The sequence below is a fragment of the Lelliottia sp. 7254-16 genome (assembly GCF_002922995.1).
Classification (GTDB): Bacteria; Pseudomonadota; Gammaproteobacteria; order Enterobacterales; family Enterobacteriaceae; genus Enterobacter; species Enterobacter jeotgali.
Map to the genome: position 1 here is coordinate 135,785 of NZ_PQVS01000008.1, position 20,002 is coordinate 155,786.

Sequence of the window (20,002 nt, forward strand, 5' to 3'; positions counted from 1 at the left end):
TGGGAAAAGGTGGCCTTACGGCTGCGTCCATATATCACATTAATCAATGGGGGGGGAGTATGCAAAAATATACCTTAGTAGCCCCTTCCCCCCTTCTCATTATTTTATCATTAATGGTTTTCTCTGCTCATGCAGCAGACGAAACACCTATATTTGACCCTGAGTTTTTAAAGCAAGGGAGCGTAGACACTCGCCTTCCATCAGCATTTTATCAGGCTGATGCGATCAGCAGTGGTATGAAGGAAATCAACGTCTCCGTCAATGGCGCGGAAGCCAAAAAAATAAACTTGGAATATATTTCAACCGGCAATGACGGTAAATCAGCCCCCTGCTTCACCTCTACAATTCTGAATCAGTTAAATATTAACCCCACAGGATTAAATAAAGCGGCATTCACACCTGCGAATAAACTGCCGGGAGAAAGTTGCCTCGATATCAGCGCAAAATGGCCCGAGCTGCACTTTAGCTATGATGAGGGTAACCAGAACGGAACCCTTACACTGCCGCAGTCCGCTATTCTGGAGAGCAATCCCTTGACTGCCGTCAACCCAGCCATGTGGGACAAAGGGGTCAACGCAGTGCGCGTTAACTATAGCGGTTACACCTACCACACCAGCAGCCACGGAGATAACCAGAATTCAACCTCAGACACCAGCTACCTAAGCCTCAATTCCGCCGTCAATCTCGGCCGCTGGCGCTTATACAGTTTCGATACCTTTAACAAATCTGATGGGCAGCAATGGGAAGATAACCACGATCGTGCTTACGGCGAAACGGATATCAATAGCTTGCTGTCGACACTGACGATGGGAGATGTCTACAGCTACTCGCCAGGAAGCGTGATGGGGGTGATACCGATGAAAGGTATCGCCCTGGGTACCAATACCCAGATGTTGCCAGGTGAAGCGTTTAGCTACACGCCAGTTATCCGTGGCGTGGCAAACAGCAATGCAAAAGTGGTTATTCGTCAGCGCGGCAGCATTATTTACAGTAAAGCCGTTCCGCCAGGCGCGTTTGCCATCACCGACCTGACCAGCGGCCAGCGGGGTGCAGACCTCGATGTCAGCGTTGAGGAAAGCGATGGCAGTAAGCAGGATTTCAGCGTTCCCTACACTTCACTGCCGGATATGATCCGCCCCGGCAGCTGGCGATATAACGTCAGTGCCGGGCAATATCGCAGCAGCAACTCCCTTAGCCATTCACCCGGACTTGCTCAGGCGAGCATTGAATATGGGTTAAATAAATTGACCCTGAGTAACGTTGTATTAGCCGGTGAAGGGTATCAGTCGCTGGCTGTCAGTAGCGCATATGATTTGGGATTCTGGGGCAGTATGTCCCTCGACTGGGCTATCGAGAAACAAGCGAACTATGCGCGTAAAGATGAAGACGACGCGAGCGCAAATCAGTCTCCGGGCCAGGCCGTCAGGGTGCTCTATGCCCGTCAGTTTGACAGTACCAATACGTCATTTCAGGTTTCCGCCTATCGTTTCCGTACCCCCGATTTCCAGTCATTCAGCGAGTATGCCGATCAGCGATGGGGCGACGCTGACAACAACACGTCTCATCGTAAAAATGAGATTGAACTCACGTTAAATCAGGGACTTGGGGAACTGGGGAGCAGCTATCTTACCGTTGATAATCAAGAATATTATCCGTATGAAGGCGAAACGCAAAGCAACCAGCGCTCGATCACTTTGGGTTTCAATACCCAAATAAAAATGGCGTCGTTGGGCCTCAGCGCCAGCGTTAACCAAAGCCCCGGTGAGATCACGGATAGACAGCTATCCTTGAGTTTGTCGATGCCACTCGACTTTGGCGCTCATCACAACACCAGCCTGTCGCTGATGTCGAACACCAGCAAGGGCAACAATAGCCAAATGGCAACGCTCTCTGGATCAGAGCTGGATAACACTCTGGATTACAGCATGTCAGTACAGCGCAATCAGGGTGGCGAATACTCCCCAGGCGTGTCAGCAAACTATCGCACACCTGCTGCAAGCTATAGTGCCAGTAGCTCGTTTAGCCCTGACACCAGCCAGTACTCGCTGGGCATGTCCGGCGGTGTACTCGGTTACAGCAACGGTGTCATTTTCTCGCAGAATCTGGGGGACACAGTGAATATTGTTGAAGCCCCCGACGCGGACAACGTCGCCATAGACGGACAGCCGGGCGTTCGTACCAATAAACAGGGTAAAGCTGTCGTGCCTTACGTGACGCCATACCGCGAGAACACCATTTCACTGAATACCCGCACCGCCAACCAGAATGTGGAGCTGGTCAACAGTGGGATGAACGTCACGCCGACACACGGCGCCGTGACAGTCACCCATTTTGTCACCCGTGTCGGACGCCGGGCGATGGTAAAACTCACGCTGGAAAACGGGCAGAACGCACCGTTTGGCGCTTATGTTTATCAGGACAACGTCGAAGTCGGCATGGTAGCCAGCGACGGTAAGCTCTATTTATCCGGCGTTTTAGCCAAAGGCGAGACGCCTCTGTTAGTCCACTGGGGAGATAAAGGCGGTGAAGAGTGTCATTTCATTTTGCCTCCCGCGACGGGGAAATCTTCCGACTGGTATCAACAAACTCAACAAACTTGTCATACAGGTGCACTATGAAACACACGTTCCGCTCACACTTTCTCATCATGATGGGAATGCTTTCACTCCTGGCCACTGGAAGTACGTTGGCCGCCGTCAGGCCAGAGGCAACGCGCGCGATTATTTATATCAGCGATAAAGAAGGCAGCGTGCAGATGAAAAATGACAGCAAAGATACCACCTACCTGGTGCAGTCATGGCTCGAGGATTTAAAGGGCAGTGATAAAAATATCCCAATAGTCCTCACTCCCCCGTTATTTAAAATCGATCCAAATAAAGAAGCCCGCCTCAGATTACTGGTAATGCCTGGCTCGCTGCCAACCGATCGGGAAACCGTCTACTGGCTGGTCATGCAGGAGATTCCACCGGCACCAAAAGTGAAAAGTAACCAGCTCGTCCTGGCCGTTCGCTCCCGCATCAAGGTGTTTGTTCGACCTGCGGGTCTGGAGGGAGATCCCAAAGAAAGTGTCACTAAACTTCACTGGAGAACGGAAAGCGATGGGGGTAAACGCTGGCTGGTGGCACAAAACCCAACGCCATATTACGTCAGTTTCTCAACGCTGACGCTCAACGGCCAGAGTGTTATCGACAAACATCCGATGGTCCCTGCAAAAGGGGAAATGCGCTATGAAATTCCGGCCAAGGCTGCAACTGGCTCGGCTCAGTTGAGCTACTCTGCCATTAATGATTTTGGCGGTGAAACAGCCATTCAACATGCGTCGCTCAGCAATTAATCCTTTGTCGAACCTGAGGGGAAGTGAGGGATTTATGAATAAGACCTTTAACACGTTATCTTTATTGGTGGTCAGCAGCTTTGCTTTCATCAGCGTTGATGCATTCGCTTCATCACCGACCTGTCAAATTGATACCGGCGGGGTGAAACCCTTTAGCCTGATGACCGCCGATCAACCGATTACTGTTGATCCCGGAACGCCGGATGGCACCGTCGTTAAGCACTGGGATTTCGGTGAATTTTTGCCAAGCATGCGAATCTCCTGCACGACCAATGGGGAGTATTATGATTTCCCGGACGGGTTCAACGGTGAACTCTGGATGGCACTTTACCTTATCAATAACGCGGTTATGATCCCGGTTAAAGGATGGGGTTTCACCTCAAATTCAGGGCTATATCTTAAACTTTATCTCAAACCGCTTTCCGTCAGCGGCGCGACGGTGACCAACGGCTATCCGCCCGCTGAGCTGGTGAGCGGTAAAGCAATGAATGAGACTTACCCTATTGGCACCAAAGCAGATTCGGTAGCCTTCCAGTTTGGCGGACAGTACAACGACAATAAAACAGCCTGGCTTTACGATCCGACAAAAAATTATGCCGTCCAGGCGATGGCTGCGGATTTAATCAAAAACGGTACCGTCGCCTATGACGGAATGCCGGTGATGATTGGCTCGCAGCTGCGTTTTGATTTAGAGAATATGAACTCTGGTTCCACTTCTGTTTACGTTAACTTAGGGACTGGGGTCTATATCTCACAGTCCAGCTGTAGCCTTGTCGATAAAAGGCAGACGGTTCAACTGCCGGACTATACCAAGCAATCTACCGGGGGGTTCCCAAAAGAAGGGGATCACGTTCCCTTTGATCTCTCGTTCAGCTGTGGAGCGGCATTCAGCAATTTGGATATCACCTTTACCGACGCTAACGTCGGCGGGAGTTCTGAGGACTACCTCAATGTCTTTAATGCACAGAACAATAAGGTGATTGATGGACTGGGCGTCAAATTGTTCGATACTGCGGGAAGCGCCATCCAGATTGGTGAGAAAGTTCATACGGGCAGCGTTAATGAAGGCGTCTCCAGTCATCGCTTCTATGCTGCAATGACGCAAACTGCGGCGAAGGTGTTGTCCGACGGACAAAATTTTTCCGGCGATGTGACCGCCAAAGCCGATATCACGATGACCTATTATTAAGAAAACAAGGGGACCGCTGTACACAGGTCCCCTTGTTATGCTCATACCCTGCGATGCTTAATGACGTCGCGATAACTTAAATGCCACGAATAAAAACACCACCCACACCGGCAGCAGTAACGCTGACAGTCGCATATCGTCGAGGGTGCACATCAGCACCAGGATCATTCCAAGGAAGGCGATACACAGGTAGTTACCCGCCGGATAGAGCAGCGCTTTAAACTGTGTTTCACGCCCTTTGCGACGCATCGCCGCGCGAAAGCGCAGGTGCGCCAGGCAGATCATAATCCAGTTCAGCAGCAGGGTTGCCACCACCAGCGCCATCAGCAGACCGAAGGCCTCTTTCGGCAGCAGGTAGTTGATCAGCACCACCAGCGAGGTGATCCCCCCGGACAGCAGCAGCGAATTGACCGGCACGCCGCGACGGCTCACGCGAGTTAAGAACTTCGGCGCGTTGCCCTGCACGGAAAGGCCAAACAGCATACGGCTGTTGGAATACACGCCGCTGTTATAAACCGACAGTGACGCAACCAGAATGACGAAGTTCAGCGCCGAGGCCACCAGATTGCTGTTCATGTCGTGGAAAATCATCACGAATGGGCTGCTATCGGATTTGACTTCGACCCACGGATAGAGCGCCAGCAGGACCACCAGCGAACCGATATAAAACAGCAGAATACGGTACACCACCTGGTTGACCGCTTTCGGAATGCTTTTGTGCGGATCGCGCGCTTCAGCCGCCGTGATGCCGATCAGCTCCAGTCCGCCAAAGGAGAACATGATCACCGCCAGGGACATAATCAGCCCCTTCCAGCCGGTCGCCAGGAAGCCGCCGTGTTTCCACAAGTTATCGATGTTAGCGCGCTCGCCGCCATGACCCGAGAACAGCAGCCACAGGCCAAAGCCGATCATGCCGATAATCGCCACCACTTTGATCAGCGCAAACCAGAACTCGGTTTCGCCGTACAGACGGACGTTCACGAGATTCACGGCGTTGATGATAATGAAGAAGGCGGCGGCCCAGATCCACGTCGGGACATCCGGCAGCCAGTACTGCATATAAATGCCAGCGGCGGTAAGCTCAGCCATGCCGACCAGCACAAACATCACCCAGTAGTTCCAGCCAGAAAGAAAGCCCGCAAACGGACCCCAGTATTTATAGGCAAAGTGTGCAAAAGAGCCGGATACCGGCTCTTCGACGACCATCTCGCCGAGCTGGCGCATGATCAGAAAAGCGATAACGCCCGCAATGCCGTATCCCAGCAGAACCGCTGGACCGGCCATCTGAATCGCAGGCCCGATGCCGAGAAACAGCCCGGTACCAATCGCGCCGCCGAGGGCAATTAACTGAATATGTCGATTTTGCAAACCACGTTGCAGCGTCGGTGTCTGTTCCGACGAGCCTTCAGAAACCGCATTGTCTGAAGCGGATGACGCGTCTCTCACGTCTGACCCCTGTGTATTTTTATTGAAGGGGCACCTTTTAACACTTCGAGTCTGCAGGAGCAAGTTGCAGGCCGGCTCGCAAAGACCGGGATGAATTAGAAATCATGGCTGGGTATGATGTTGAAAACCCAAACCAGACAGAGTGACCTATGACTGTGAAACCTTTTTACCCTATCGGAACCCCAGGCAAGCCCTGGACCGCAGCCGAAAAGCAGCAGTGGCGCGAGAGCCAGACGCGTTTTCGAAGCTATGAAACTGACGTGCTGAACGCCATAAATGCGCTCAAACCTCGCTATGACGTGAGTCAATACGGCGAATTGCACTATGGCGACCAGACATTCCCGCTGATGGCGCTGAAATCGCAACACTGGGACGACAGCCTGCCCGTCGCGCTGATCACCGGCGGCGTCCACGGATATGAAACCAGCGGCGTTATGGGGGCGCTGAGTTTCCTCTCTGAATATCAGAATGAGTACGCGGGGAAAATCAATTTGCTGGTGGTGCCGTGCGTCAGCCCGTGGGCGTATGAGCATGTGACCCGCTGGAACTATGATGCCGTGGATACCAACCGCCAGTTCTGGGCACAAGGTGAAGGTGAAGAAGCCCGCGCGCTGATGGCGTTTACCGCCCCGCTGAAAGGCAAATTCCTGCTGCACGTCGATCTGCACGAAACCACCGACAGCGATGAAAGCGAGTTCCGTCCGGCGAAAGCGGCGCGAGACGGCGAGCCGTTTGAGCCGGGAACCATTCCAGATGGCTACTATCTGGTGAGCGATACGCAGAATTCGCGGCTGGATTTCCAGGCGGCCATTATTGCTGCCGTGGAGAAAGTGACTCACATTGCCCCTGCGGATAAGAACGGCAACATGCTGGACTACCCGGTCGTCAGCCACGGTGTGGTGGAATATGACAACAATGCCTACCACCTGTGCGCCACCCTGACAGGCGCGCCATTTACTACCACCACCGAAGTGTATCCCGACAGCCCGGACGCCACGCCTGAAGCCTGTACGCGAGCACAGGTTGTGACCGTTCGCACTGCAATAGAGTTTGCGTTAGCACACGCTTAAGAATGGATGGGGCATCCGTGCCCCTGATAACGAGGGTAACGCTTAGAACTCGTAGCCGACGGAAACCTTAAAGGTGCGCGGCTCGCCCTGGAACACGTAGGTTCCAGAGTCGTCTACGCTTGCCCAGTAGTTTTCGTCTGTGATGTTGTCGATACCCGCACGCACGGTCATCTGATTCTGGTTATGGTTCACCGCGAAGCGATAGCGCATACCCAGATCCAGTGTGGTGTAGCTGTCGAGCTTTTTGCTGTTCGCCAGATCCGCGTACTGAGAACCGGAGTGATTCACGCGCGCCGTCGCCGTCAGGCCGTCGATCGGTTTGATGTCATATTCCGCACCCAATACGGCGTAGAAGTTCGGCACGCCGATGACCTTATTACCCTGATTGAGACCGTTATTGGTTTTGGTCATCTCCGCCTGCAGCCAGGTTGCGCTGGCGTTCAGACGCATTCCCAGCATCGGCTCGCCAAACACGTTCAACTCAACGCCACGGTTACGCTGTTCAGCGTCCAGACCATAGTGTTTAGTGACGCTATCGAGGATCGCCGACGGCATTTTGATTTCGAACAGCGCCAGCGAGCCGCCCACGCGACCAAAGTCCGCTTTCACACCCACTTCGTTCTGCTTAGAGTGAACAATGCCGGTGCTCTGACCGTAGTTAGTAGCGGTATTCGGCGCGGTTTTACCCGGCTGCAACGCTTCCGTATGGTTGGCGTAGAGCGAGAGTTCTTCCCACGGTTTGTAGACCACGCCATACGTTGGCATCCAGCGGCTGCCGTCAAAGGCGTCAGCGTCGCTTTCTGCACCGGTCTTTTTGTTGTATCCGCGAATCACCACTTTTTGATGGCGCGCGCCAGCGGTGAACAACAGTTTGTCGTCCAGCACGCCGAGGGTGTCGCTCAGCAGCCAGCCCTGCGTGCGGGTGCGGCCGCTGGTGAGGGGATCGCTGTAATTGCCGCCAGAGCCATTGAAGTTGGTGCTGTCAGGCTTATCGACGCCGGTGTTGTGATAGATGTTGGTGACCGGGTTATCCGCCGCCGCCGACATCTTCCAGGCGATTTTTTCGTTTTTGGTCATCGCCGAGTAGCCAACGTTGACTTTGTGCGAGACAAAACCGGTATCGAAGTTACCGCGAATGCCCGCCATGCCGCTCATGGAGTCGCTGATGCGGTTGGTGTCCAGACGCGTCGCCGTGGCTTTACCGCTCTTATCCATCAGCTTCGCGCCGCTGTACAAGCCCTCTTCGTGGGCGTGCTGTGCGCCCAGCCCGGTGTAAGCGGTCCAGTTATCGGTGATGTCATACTCGCTGCGCCACATACCGAATTCGTTTTCGATATTGCTGTAAGCCCATTTCTGCGAGTAGTTGCGATCGTTTTTCGGTGGTGTCGGCACAAAATCGACCGCCGAAATGTTCACGCCCGTTTCGCTGCCGTGGAAGGTTTTCTTCTGATAACCCATGTCGACAGAGGTGCGGAAGTTGTCGCCTTTGTAATCCAGACCGGTGGAGAGCAGCGTTGTGCGGCGGCGGTCGTTGGCAACCGGCGCCTCGCCTTCACGGTGGACCAGATTCACGCGTGCGCCAAACTGATCGCCTTCGCCAAAGCGACGGCCAGCATCCAAAGTGGTGCCGATTTGCGAATCGGAGGTGTAATCCACACCGATTTTGGCCTGCGGCGTGTCGCCTGCGTGTTTGGGTTCCAGGTTGATCATCCCGCCGACGCCGGAGCTTGCTGCGCCGTTCATCAGGGAGTTTGCGCCTTTGAAGATCTCAATGCGATCGACCATCTGGGTATCAACAACCTGACGCGGCAGAACGCCGGACAGACCGCCAAAGGTCATGTCGTCGCCGTCGAATTTCAGACCGCGAATGCGATAGCTTTCGGCGCTGTTGCCGTAGCCCTGCACCGATTGCACGCCCGCATCGTTGGCGACCACGTCAGCAATAGTTTTGGCCTGCTGGTCTTCAACCAGTTTTGCGGTGTAGCTGATGATGTTGAACGGCACATCCATCGCGCTCTGCTGGCCGAGCATTCCCATGCGGCCGCCGTTAGCGACCTGCCCGTCGAGAAAAGCCGGAACCAGCTGATCGCCGCCCGGTTTGAACTCACTGGCTGGAGCGGACTGCACCACAATGGTGTCTTCTTTGGAGGTTTCCGCCGCGAAGGCGGAGTACGTAACCGCGCCGATAGCGAGTGCCAGCAGCGTTTTATTTAAAGGGGTGTTGGTCATAACTAACTCGTTCAATAGTCGCGCAAAAATGGCCCGTTTCCGGGCCTGATTATTTATAGGGGTTTATTTCAGTGAAATTCTGACTACGCTGTCCGGCCCGTTGGTCGAATGGTCTTTGTTGAAAGCCTGTTTAACGGTGACGTACAACGTCTGGCCATCGTCCGACAGCAGCAGGCTGTTCGGATTCGGCGGCAGTTCCCAGGTTTGCTTCACGGCATACGTGGTGGCATCCAGGCTCAGCAGTTTTCCGCTTTCGCGCTGGGAGATGTAAAGCTCATTGCGTTTGGCGTTGAATTTCACTGCCAGCGAATCGCCTACATCGAGCTGTTTCAGCACCTCGCCCGTGTGGATATCCAGCACCAGCGTGGTTTTGGCTTTGGAGTTGTCGGTCACGAACAGGCGGCCAGTGGCTTTGTCTTCTGCCATGTTCAGCAGCAGCGCCGGTTTATCACCGAGCGGTTTCCAGCGTTTTTCGATGCGATTAGTGCGCGGATTGATGATCAGGATTTCGCCGCCGCCGTTGGCAACATAGATGCGCTGGGTCTGTTCAGACCACAGCAGCCCGGTGACCCACTGCCCAGCGTTTTTGATGGTTTTTTTCAGCTTCAGCGTTTCGGCATCGACTACCCAAACCACCGCCGGATCGGCAACGCCGCCGATATAAAGCGTCCCGTCATGGAGCAACACCTGGCGCGCACCGTACGGGAAGCCCTCTTTGTTGCGCTCGGTAAACAGCAGACGCTTTTTCACTTTGCCGTCAGCGGTATTGATGGCGCTGATGCCACCGTCCAGCGAGTTGGTCGCGTACACGGTGCTACCGTCTGGTGAGATCGCCAGCGCAAAGTTTTTCAGATCGGTGTGGCTACGACCAATGGTTTTCAGCGTGGTCGGATCGAGTTTGTAGACTACCCCGCCCTGCACATCTTTGAAGCCTTCGGAACTGGCGACATACAGCGCGTCACCTTTCGGGCTGAGCACCATTTCGTACAGGCCATCGGCCAGTTCACGCTTCAGTACGCCCGTTTCTGCCGGAGCGGTCACCGTGGTCTGGGCTTCAGGAGCGGGAGTCGGTTTTGCGGCGTGCTGCGCGGCGCAGCCGGAAAGAGAGGCAGCCACCAGCAGTGCCAGCGCGGACAATTTTTTTGTCATCAGGAACATCCTTTACCGTTCAAAAAGAGAATCAGGCGGGAAACTGCGTCGCATGCTGCTGTGCGATTAAGGTTGTATTGACAGGCTGTGAGGCCGTGCAGAATCCACCGTTAACACTCAGTGTTCCGTGTGAGATCTGCGCTCACTGTTTATGCGGGAATTGTCCGTCTACGCCCACAAACACTAAAGAGAATGAGAACTATACTCATTATCTTTATATGATCAAGCGTAAATATGGGAAACAAGATAAAACGGCCTGAATAGAGAAGGACTTAGCGAGACCGATGTTTATCCTTTAGTACAATAAAGAATAGGGGCATTGCCGTAGCTGATGAAATAGCTTGAAGCGTTAGCGGGTGTTATCTGAACCCGGATTCCACGGTCACGTACATGATAAAAATCAGGAATGCTCAGTCTGTAGGCCTGATTTTTTTTAGGTCGCTCATTGGTTTCAGTCGAGACCATAATAATGCTGTCGGCTTCTCGCCAGTAATTAAAGGCAATTTTATTGCTGATTGCCACGACAGGCTGCCCAGGCTGGATATAATCGCCAGACGTCTCATACGTCCCTTCCCCGCCGTTAAATGAATAATCAGCAATAATATCGAGAACATAATTATCATCAATAACCGTGGTGTGCGCTTCGCAGCTGAAATGATTATGCTGGTAATGAATATACCAGGCGATAAGGAGCGGAGCCACAATCGCAAGCGCGATGAGTGTCCAGCGAAGCGTCATTTTATTCATCATGATTTTGCTGCCTGTAAATAATAGAATCACACTGCGCATTTTTATCCTGCGGCATCCTATCGCAGACAATAACCGAGCTTCCTTGCTGCGCAAAATTGAGCGTCATCCAGGCTGTGCCCCCTGCATTACAATGAATATCGTAGCGCTTTGTCAGTGCGGTAAACATCTCACGGCTTTTAGCCTTATCACGCCAGGAAGAATAAACATCACACCCGTTGAGTTTGCCAATCGGCTGGTAATTTTCAACCTCAGACTGCCCCTCTTTCATCACTGAATACAGTACGGCGCAGGAGAGAATAAAAAGAATTCCGGCCAGAGTATAGGCGCGAGATGAATTGAAAAATGGCGCTCTGCGCGGCGCGTCAGGGATGGCGACAGCGGCGGCTTGTGCAATGGCAGATTCCTCGGATGAAACGGAAACCGGAGAGGTTTTCTGCGGCTGGATAAACATATTCAGCTCCCCTTTTTTCAGGTTTGCCGTCGCCTTAAACCCCTCTTTTGGCAGCGTTTTAATGATATTTTCTTCTATTCCGCCAGATTTCAATACCTTGCGGATTTGCGAGATGGTTTGATACAGCGCGTTGGTGGTGACGACCGCACCCTGCTTTTCCCAGACGGAGGCAAAGAAAACGCGTTGAGTTACCACCTGATCGTTGTGTTCTAGCAGCAAAAGCAGGCACTCACTGACCGGCCCGTGGAGGGTGACCGCCCTGTGCGGATAACCAACCAGCGGTCCAATCCGTCGCACATCAGGTTCAAACAGTAAGGTCTCGTTAATAAGGTACACTTTCTTCATGGCACTTTCGGGAGTTGTCATAAAAAACCTGATTCAGAATTTAATTATTATATATCAGCATGTTGATGAAACCACTACCGAACAAAATTCACTTTTTTTGCGCTGCGCCTCCTGACCTTATTCAGTATAAATCATATAACTTCACTCCTCTTTTTGTCAGGTAATTCTTAAAGTTATGATTATCGAATACAGGGGCTGGAGGATTCAAAACCATAGACTCGTACAATCAGCGATTCATGCTTGAAATCAGTGAAAATTCACGACTTAATGTTGAGCATCTGATCAAGTACGCATTTTCAGCATAAAAAGCTATTTAATCACGACAAACAAGGACATTAACACCACCAATGTATCTTATGGAAATATAAACTCTATTAACGAAACTTAAACACAGGGTTTCTTATAGTGCATAGGGTTGTGTATTGGAATGCATTCATAGCAGCCATATAATCTACCTTATAAAATGTATGGTTTATGAAAAGATTATTTCTTGTGGCGCATGTCAGGTTTACTCTACATCAGGTATATAAGAGATGGGCTATCGTCTATATGGTTTTATGATCGGTGACGAAATTCATTTTGATATTTCTAATCGCAGGCTATACCGACTTTCCGGGAGCCATAACGATAAAAGCGTGGCATTTGCCTCAATATATTTTAATGAAACTATGTTACGGCTTTTTCTGTATCTGCTGGAACATGGTCGCAAAAAAGTGGTCGCCAAAGAAGAACTGTTTGAGAAAATCTGGGAGGACAATAACCTCAGTCCTTCCACCCAGCGGTTATGGCAAGTTCTGCATAACCTGAATAATAAACTCAATCTTCTAGGGCTACCCGAAGACTTTATTCGCAATATTCGTGGGCATGGTTACATCATTAATTACCAGGATGTCATACCCGTTTATTATAGAATGAGCGAACTCCCTGCTCATTCTGTCAAAAAAAAGGAGAAGTCTGATACCCTGAGTGAGTGATGTCAATTCAGCGGTTTTTGCCCTGCGCACTTGTGTAAAGGGCTTTTTTTTCTTCTCTCCAGCACCCGTTTTTTAATTCCGTTAATGATGGTCCACATAGCATAAAACATTGTCGTTCGGTAAAAGCCGACACTGGAAAAAATGATGAGCGTAATGAATCGTTTTGAGAATTTAAAAGTCAGCAGGAAATTATTATTAGGTTTCACCACCATTCTGCTGGTCACCCTCGCAATCTTAGCGTCCGGCATATTGGGGATTTCCAGCATCCAGGATCGCGTAGAGAAAAACGAGCATACGACAGGGCTATTTAACACCTTGTCTGCCGTACGCCTGGCCCGTTTAAACTACCAGTACACCCTTGACCAAAAGTACCTCGATCAAACCAATGCTGCCGCACAAAGCATGCAGGATAAAATCGCACAGCTGGAAACCTTCACCTGGACAGCAGAGGGTAAAACCAGCGTGGATAACACCGATGCTGCAGTGAAAGACTATTTGATGTCCCTGACGCCATTCACTAAAGCGGTATCTGAAAAGAAAGAAAGTGAACGCCGACTCAGCACCCAAAATTTATGCGACAACTCGGAAATCGCCTCTAAACTGAGCCGCAGCAACGACCTCACTCCCGAGCAGGCGCTGGTCGCTGCGCATGTCGCTTTTATCATGAGCGATATCGATTCACAGGTATCAACCTACAAACAAAATCCGACTGAAGAACTCAAGCAAGGCATTCTTTCGCGTCTGGAAATCGGTAAATCCGACTCAGAACAACTTTTAGCGTTTGTAGCGCAAGACCAAAAAGCCTGGATCAACACCGGCCTCAACGATATGAGGAGCATTGCCGGAGAGCTGGATAATTACAAAGCCGTCTGGACGGAACAATCGACGCTCTCGACCACCTTAACAGGCAAAGCCGTCGTCTTAACGCAGTCTATCCAGTCGATGTTTACCAGACAGCAGCAAAAAGTGGGTGAAACCGTCAACAGCGTTCGACTGCAAATGAGTATCGTCGCCGCCATCGGTATCGCTTTAGGTATCTTACTGGCGATGATGATCACCCGCTCTATTACCCGTCCACTGATTGAAACGTTGCGCGTCGCCGAGCAAATCGCCAAAGGCGATCTCACTAGCACACTGACCAGCACTCGCCGCGACGAACCTGGGTTGCTGATGCAGGCCGTGTCGACCATGAACGATAATCTGAAAAACATTATTAATGATGTTCGCGATGGAGTGGAAAGCGTTGCACGATCGTCCACTGAAATTGCCGCAGGTAATATGGATTTGTCGTCGCGTACCGAACAGCAGTCTGCCGCCGTCGTCGAAACAGCCGCCAGCATGGAAGAGCTGACATCCACCGTCGCCCTGAATGCTGAAAACGCCAATCAGGCACGCCTGCTGGCGGAAGAAGCCTCGCAAAATGCCAGCGAAGGTAGCCAGATTTCACAGAAAGTGATCGATACCATGAAAAATGTGCGCCTGAGCTCGCACCGAATTTCAGAAATCACCACCGTCATTAACAGCATCGCTTTCCAGACTAACATTCTGGCGCTCAATGCCGCCGTAGAAGCGGCGCGCGCGGGCGATCAGGGTAAAGGTTTTGCGGTCGTCGCCGCAGAAGTTCGCACCCTGGCCCAGCGCAGTGCGCAATCGGCAAAAGAGATTGAAAACCTGATCCACGAATCTGCGGTTCACGTCGATACCGGCTTTAACCTGGTAGAAGGGGCGGGAGAGGCGATGGCGAAAATCGAGAAATCCGTTGCTCAGGTGCGCGATATCATGAGCGAAATCGCCAGCGCAACGGACGAACAGAGCCGTGGGATTTCTCAGATTGCTCAGGCGATGGCAGAAATGGACACCACCACGCAACAAAATGCGGCGCTGGTCGAAGAGTCTTCTGCTGCCGCCAGCTCGCTGGAAAACCAGGCCGTACAACTTGAAAAAGTCGTGTCGATTTTCCGCGTGTCGAAGACGCCACAAACGCGCATCGATGTGCGCCCGGCCACGAAGGGCCACGTGGTTTCCCTGAATGCCGCCAAAAAAGATGCGGCTCGCGATCAGAACGACTGGGTACAGTTTTAATCCCGGTCCACTGATTTACTCCCCACCCTCGTCAGGCTGTCTCAAACGGATTGTCTGACGACATTGCGATGAAAGTGAATGATGGAAAACATCCTTAAAAAAGAACACGCGATCCTGACCGGTATGGGTTCCTCATGGACCCGCGCACTTTCATGGCTCAAAACCTCGCAGATCGACCCGACGTTGAGAACCCTGAAAGCGGCTATCGCTCAGCGTCATATCACTCCTTTTTATCAACCCTTCATCAATGCAGAGACGGGGCAAGTCGCCGGTATCGAGGTGCTCGCCCGCTGGCGCCACCCCATTTACGGCTATGTTTCGCCTGACGTATTCATCCCTATGGCAGAGAAGCACGATCTGATTGTGCCGCTTACCCATCTGCTGATTCAGCAGGTGATTGCCGATCTTGAGCATCAAATTCATCTCTTCCCGGTTGGGACATATATTTGCATCAATATCAGCGCACAAAATTGTCTCGATCCGAACTTTGAAATCGACACATGCGAGCTTCTACAAAAATTCACAGCGAATCAGAGCCATGTGGTCATGGAGATTACCGAAAGGCATCCGCTACATTTCACTCCGCAGCTCAGCAATTGGTTTGCCGCGCTGAGGCGTTCTAACATCTCCGTGGCGCTGGATGATTTTGGCACCGGCTATTCCAATCTGTCCTACATTTCCGCTCTAAATCCTGAGTTTATTAAGATCGATAAAATGTTTGTAAGCCAGATTGGTGTCAGCGACGATACGCGCCTCGTTGATAGCCTGATTGCTCTGGCCAAAAACATGCACCTAAAAATCATTGCTGAAGGGGTAGAGACGCAAGCTCAAGCTGATTACCTGTGCGAAAAACAGATCGACTTCCTGCAAGGGTTTTACTTTTACAAGCCTGTGCCAGTGAGCGAGCTGATCCGTGTGGTGATGGCGAAAACACTTCCCCGCATCGCCTTAAAAGTTCACATGTATCAGAAACAGCTTTAAATGTACCTGTAGGTCTATTTCATTAATCATATCCGGAATAGGACATATCGCCACTCCCCCGATAATAAAAGGGCTATAGCTGTTTACCTCGCTAATTCAGCAAAGTGAGCTATACTCCATAATTATGGATGTGTAGTTTATTATAAGCACATTAAATTATTGCGGATTATTTTTATTTCACTTTATTTACTTTTGATGCATCATTTAGCCTCAGATAAAAAACGCATCATTAGTTTATATTTTGCTCAGACCTACTGCTCAGGAAGAACATATATCATGCCGAATGACAAAAACACATCAAATTTTGAACGTATACATAACTTTGACTTCAATTTATTATTGGTATTTGAAGCCGTATTCATTCATGGAAGTGTTAAAAAAGCAGGGCAGACATTAAACAGTAGTGGTTCCGCTATTAGTCAATCATTAAGCAAATTACGATTATACTTTTCCGACCCTTTGTTTGTTCGTACTGGACAAAAAATAGAGCCAACTACGGTTGCAATAAACCTACATGCTCATATTTCTAAAAACTTTGGCGGTATTATAGAATCCATCATTAATTTTTCTAACCAATCCACCCCGCACCGCATTGTTATCTATGCTCCACCTTATTTAGCCTTACGCATGCTACCCGATCTCTGTGCAGACATTCAGCAAAGTGAAATCCCCTGTGAAATAGTCCATTTATCTTCGGACTCTTTACTGGATAATGGTGAGGATATTCTTGCCTACCGTAAGGCCGATATTGTCCTGGATACCCACACCTACTTTAGTGCCTCTGTTATTTCCAGGCTCTGTATGAAAGAACACGTGGTGCCGGTATGCAGAAAAGAGCATCCTCGCGTTGAGAAACTATTAACGCGTGAAGCAATAAAAAGTGAGTCTGCTACTTTTCTGAATGTGAACACTGTAGGGCTTAAGCGTGTACAACGTGATATCGATGAGAATCTTCAGGCACGCCATTTTGCATTTAACAGCAGTTCGATATTTGTCAACGCGTCCGTCTCAGCAAAAACTGACAGCTTAAGCTTTGTACCAAAGTGGTTTGCTGATAATTTTGCCGATTCAATGGGCTTAAAAATATTACAAACGGATTTTGATATTGAACCTGTGGATTTTTACATTAATTATAACAAGAGTGCATTGGGGAACGAAAATTTCGTTAAGATTATGACAAAAATTGAAGAGCATTTCATTTCGAAAATGGCGGAAGAAGATAAACAGTAATCATTTAAATATTTGGAGATGGTGATTTTGTCTCCATCTCACTTTACCTCACCCGGCTCAAATTTCTTTGGCACTATTTATACTCAACCGTGTAATCAATATGCCCTGCCACTGCCCCAGCCGTTGCGCGACCAGTTGGGGTAATCATCCTGGCCTGCACGTTAAAAATAGCCTGATGGCTGGTCCTGTTAACCGTCGTGACCATTTGCGAACCCGTGCTTAACTGCTCGTTACCCACTTGAGGAGCAAGCTGAATAGCCACATGATCTGCAACAGTCGTCCCTTCTGATGCCACGGCCGTATTCTTATAATAGAGCGCGTTATCCGGGTCAGGTTCACCGCTAAAAGTAATCGTGGCATTAGTCATACCAATTGGACAATGTTCTAGCCCGATGGTAAATGCTTTCCAGACCCAGGCAGAGTTTGAAGAGTTGAGTATTGCCGGACTGGCAACGCCTAGATCCACCGTTTGCGAAGAGCCACCGACAACAGTACAGCTTGAACCGGCGACTGTGCCATTCACTGTGATCTGCACATTGCTCGAGTTCACCGCCAGAGCAGTTCCCGATGTAAACGACACCATCAGAAATAATAATAAGGTACTTTTTGGCACAGCCTTGTAGTATTTCATAGTGGCCATCTCTAAAAACTATTTATAGGTTAACGTTAAATTGATAACGGAATAAACGTCGCCGGGTGTAACGCTACCCTTCACTGTATATAAACGTGCCGCCAGAGGAATATCAACGGTGTGATCGGCCTTAATATCCGTCGTGATCACATCGTTATTGTGCAGCATTTGCTCACCGGATTTCAGCTGCACGCTAACGCCCGTAGCCGGGCTATCTGCAGCACTCTGATTCTTGAAACCGTTATTATCATCATCATCCATGACGCCACTCACAGTGGCATCCACGCTGTTGGTGCCACCAAAACAGTTGGATAATGTAATGACTTGACCAGGCAGTGCTTGCCAGTCTGAACTGCTGCCAGCTGTCTCTAAATCCACGGAATTCATATATAGATTAAACGTAAGATTGGATGTATTCACCGTACAAGACGAATACGTTAAATTCGCCGTAACATTAAAGGTGTAGTTTGTACTAGCATGTACGGATAATGGACAAATCAACCCTCCTGATATAACACCAAACAGAAGGCTCCGAAGAATAGATACACCGGGAAAGTTATTCATCATTAATTATACTCAACCGCCATAGTATAAACACCGGTAATTTTTCCGGATTCAGGTGCAACACCATTTAAATTTTTAAAACTAAATTTAATTGGCAGATTATAACTTGTTGCCGTCTCCGATTCTCGCTGCTTAGGAATAATATTAAGCCAAGCGTAATTCTCAGCTGTATCGTACATATTGACCTCACCTTTATCTGCGTTCACAAAAACCTGAAGGCCAATATTGCTCAGTAATTTTGACTGGGCATCAAAAACACCAAAAGTTTTACTGCTTGCTGATCCCCATGTATTTCCATTTATTGCGCTGCCAAGTGAAATTACTGTCGATACATCACAATGCGAAAAATGAATCTGGTAGTTTAGCCATGGGGTAATAGCACCCTGCGTTGAAAGCGTCGCAATATCTACATCCCCCATATCTAACGTGGTTGTGCTACCGATGGAAATATCACAGGGTTGGGAAATAACCGTACCCGTGTAGTGCAGTAATACCTGGTTAGGTACATCAGCAATAGTCTGTAATGAGAATAATGTCGACATTAACAGAGTTGTACTTAAGAGTGTTTTATTCATCTCTACTGAAACTCAATGTTCATGGTGACGGTAGTGTCAAACTGCCCGGCCTGGAGCGTGTCAGCGAGCATTGATAACTTGACCGGTTTTGCCATGACCGTATAATCCCCAACCCCTGACAACATACTGTGGTTTACCTGATCTAATACTAACGGCGGTAATGCCGGGTTAGCCCACGACAGTTTTAAACCCAGATTAGCCAGGTTAGTCCTCACGATGCCATTAGCTGCATCAGAAAAACCATTTGTCGAACTAAAGCTAATATCGATGGGCAGCGGCGTGTCTGATTCTTTGCCACAAATTAATGACAGACTATAGGGTTTGGACTCCACCGCCCCATTAATAATATCTGCTTTATATAAAGACGGCCAATTAATGACTGATCCTTGCTTTGATTTTATCCCACATGAAGTTTCAATATAATTTACCGTTACATTATCCAGGTATGCTATAGGATGATCCGTAGAAAAATCTTCATTCTGAAATGCTGCATATAATACTGGATCAGATACATTATATGAAATGCTCCCGCCCTCTTGATTAAGGGAGGGGTTCAATGTAACCAAATCTATGCTCGAATAAATAGGTACTGATATTATCCCCGCTCCATTGAAAATACCGTCTGCATAAACAAGGCCAGGCCAATTGCCAGTTCGCATAGAGGGTTCAATTGCAAATTGAGGCGTCACCTGCTGCTGTGCTCCTGTATTGGGTAGAACCCATGCAGTATTACCTTGAATATCTACTGATTTGGATAATGACTTCGATCCCGTAACACGTACATACCCCATCATTCCATTACAGCTGATATCGTCTTCCCCTGTAAATTTATAATCACCTCTTTCCATTGGATAGTTGGTCCCATATTTTGAGATATGAAGGGTTACCACCCCAGATATATGTACTGGTTCAACCGTACATGTCGCATTTGCGGCCTGAGCAAACAAAATGAGTAGCGTGTTAATAGCAATCGCTATTCCATATTTTAGTTTAATCATCATA

General features: G+C 49.7%; 17 protein-coding genes. 8 read left to right on the forward strand and 9 right to left on the reverse strand.

The genetic code is table 11. The features are described 5' to 3' along the window. Positions 1-113 precede the first annotated feature (113 nt). From C3708_RS12815 to C3708_RS12825, 3 genes are read left to right on the forward strand one after another with little or no spacing between them, the layout of a single operon-like run. Positions 114-2,618: a fimbria/pilus outer membrane usher protein gene (locus tag C3708_RS12815; RefSeq protein WP_233210415.1), complete on the forward strand. Its 2,505-nt coding sequence runs from the start codon at positions 114-116 to the stop codon at positions 2,616-2,618. Next, a complete protein-coding gene (locus C3708_RS12820) occupies positions 2,615-3,334 on the forward strand; it encodes a molecular chaperone (RefSeq protein ID WP_095281107.1) in 720 nt (239 codons plus the stop codon). The genes C3708_RS12815 and C3708_RS12820 overlap by 4 nt, the downstream gene beginning before the upstream one ends. A gap of 34 nt (positions 3,335-3,368) precedes the next feature. Continuing rightward, positions 3,369-4,523 carry a fimbrial protein gene (locus C3708_RS12825; protein WP_158251366.1) on the forward strand — a complete coding sequence of 385 codons (1,155 nt, stop codon included), beginning with the start codon at positions 3,369-3,371 and terminating at the stop codon, positions 4,521-4,523. 57 nt (positions 4,524-4,580) lie between these two features. Here C3708_RS12825 and pheP read toward each other — a convergent pair whose 3' ends face one another. Further along, the gene (gene pheP / locus C3708_RS12830; protein ID WP_095281105.1) at positions 4,581-5,969 is read right to left on the reverse strand and encodes a phenylalanine transporter; all 1,389 of its coding nucleotides are present in this window, start codon (positions 5,967-5,969) and stop codon (positions 4,581-4,583) included. A gap of 149 nt (positions 5,970-6,118) precedes the next feature. Between pheP and C3708_RS12835 the strand changes: the two genes are divergently transcribed. Next, the gene (locus tag C3708_RS12835) at positions 6,119-7,039 is read left to right on the forward strand and encodes a M14 family metallocarboxypeptidase (protein WP_103949508.1); all 921 of its coding nucleotides are present in this window, start codon (positions 6,119-6,121) and stop codon (positions 7,037-7,039) included. Between the two features lie 42 nt (positions 7,040-7,081). Here C3708_RS12835 and C3708_RS12840 read toward each other — a convergent pair whose 3' ends face one another. From C3708_RS12840 to C3708_RS12855, 4 genes are all read right to left on the reverse strand, one after another. Continuing rightward, on the reverse strand, positions 7,082-9,268 hold the full coding sequence (locus C3708_RS12840) for a TonB-dependent siderophore receptor (RefSeq protein WP_103949509.1): 2,187 nt from the start codon (positions 9,266-9,268) through the stop codon (positions 7,082-7,084). A gap of 63 nt (positions 9,269-9,331) precedes the next feature. Beyond that, positions 9,332-10,417 carry a YncE family protein gene (locus C3708_RS12845; protein ID WP_103949510.1) on the reverse strand — a complete coding sequence of 362 codons (1,086 nt, stop codon included), beginning with the start codon at positions 10,415-10,417 and terminating at the stop codon, positions 9,332-9,334. Between the two features lie 288 nt (positions 10,418-10,705). After that, complete coding sequence (locus C3708_RS12850) at positions 10,706-11,167, reverse strand: hypothetical protein (protein WP_103949511.1); 462 nt, start codon at positions 11,165-11,167, stop codon at positions 10,706-10,708. Continuing rightward, on the reverse strand, positions 11,157-11,984 hold the full coding sequence (locus C3708_RS12855; RefSeq protein ID WP_103949512.1) for a winged helix-turn-helix domain-containing protein: 828 nt from the start codon (positions 11,982-11,984) through the stop codon (positions 11,157-11,159). Before C3708_RS12855 ends, C3708_RS12850 begins: the two co-directional genes overlap by 11 nt. Positions 11,985-12,496: 512 nt before the next feature. On the opposite strand from C3708_RS12855, the gene C3708_RS12860 reads away from it, so the two are divergent. The 4 genes from C3708_RS12860 to C3708_RS12875 all read left to right on the forward strand — a co-directional run bounded on the left by C3708_RS12860 (position 12,497) and on the right by C3708_RS12875 (position 17,230). Further along, complete coding sequence (locus C3708_RS12860; RefSeq protein WP_095281099.1) at positions 12,497-12,937, forward strand: winged helix-turn-helix domain-containing protein; 441 nt, start codon at positions 12,497-12,499, stop codon at positions 12,935-12,937. A gap of 153 nt (positions 12,938-13,090) precedes the next feature. Continuing rightward, positions 13,091-15,019, forward strand: coding sequence for a methyl-accepting chemotaxis protein (locus tag C3708_RS12865; RefSeq protein ID WP_103949538.1), 1,929 nt, complete (start codon positions 13,091-13,093; stop codon positions 15,017-15,019). A 78-nt stretch (positions 15,020-15,097) separates the two neighbouring features. Further along, entirely contained in the window at positions 15,098-16,000 is a 903-nt protein-coding gene (locus C3708_RS12870) for an EAL domain-containing protein (protein ID WP_233210412.1), read from the forward strand. A gap of 276 nt (positions 16,001-16,276) precedes the next feature. Then, positions 16,277-17,230: a LysR family transcriptional regulator gene (locus C3708_RS12875; protein ID WP_158251367.1), complete on the forward strand. Its 954-nt coding sequence runs from the start codon at positions 16,277-16,279 to the stop codon at positions 17,228-17,230. 73 nt (positions 17,231-17,303) lie between these two features. Here C3708_RS12875 and C3708_RS12880 read toward each other — a convergent pair whose 3' ends face one another. From C3708_RS12880 to C3708_RS12895, 4 genes are read right to left on the reverse strand one after another with little or no spacing between them, the layout of a single operon-like run. Further along, complete coding sequence (locus tag C3708_RS12880) at positions 17,304-17,861, reverse strand: fimbrial protein (RefSeq protein WP_158251368.1); 558 nt, start codon at positions 17,859-17,861, stop codon at positions 17,304-17,306. An 18-nt stretch (positions 17,862-17,879) separates the two neighbouring features. After that, positions 17,880-18,428, reverse strand: coding sequence for a fimbrial protein (locus C3708_RS12885; RefSeq protein WP_103949515.1), 549 nt, complete (start codon positions 18,426-18,428; stop codon positions 17,880-17,882). Further along, positions 18,428-19,000, reverse strand: a complete 573-nt coding sequence (locus C3708_RS12890) for a fimbrial protein (RefSeq protein ID WP_103949516.1) — start codon at positions 18,998-19,000, stop codon at positions 18,428-18,430. The genes C3708_RS12885 and C3708_RS12890 overlap by 1 nt, the downstream gene beginning before the upstream one ends. A gap of 2 nt (positions 19,001-19,002) precedes the next feature. After that, complete coding sequence (locus tag C3708_RS12895) at positions 19,003-20,001, reverse strand: fimbrial protein (RefSeq protein WP_103949517.1); 999 nt, start codon at positions 19,999-20,001, stop codon at positions 19,003-19,005. Position 20,002: the final 1 nt, after the last annotated feature.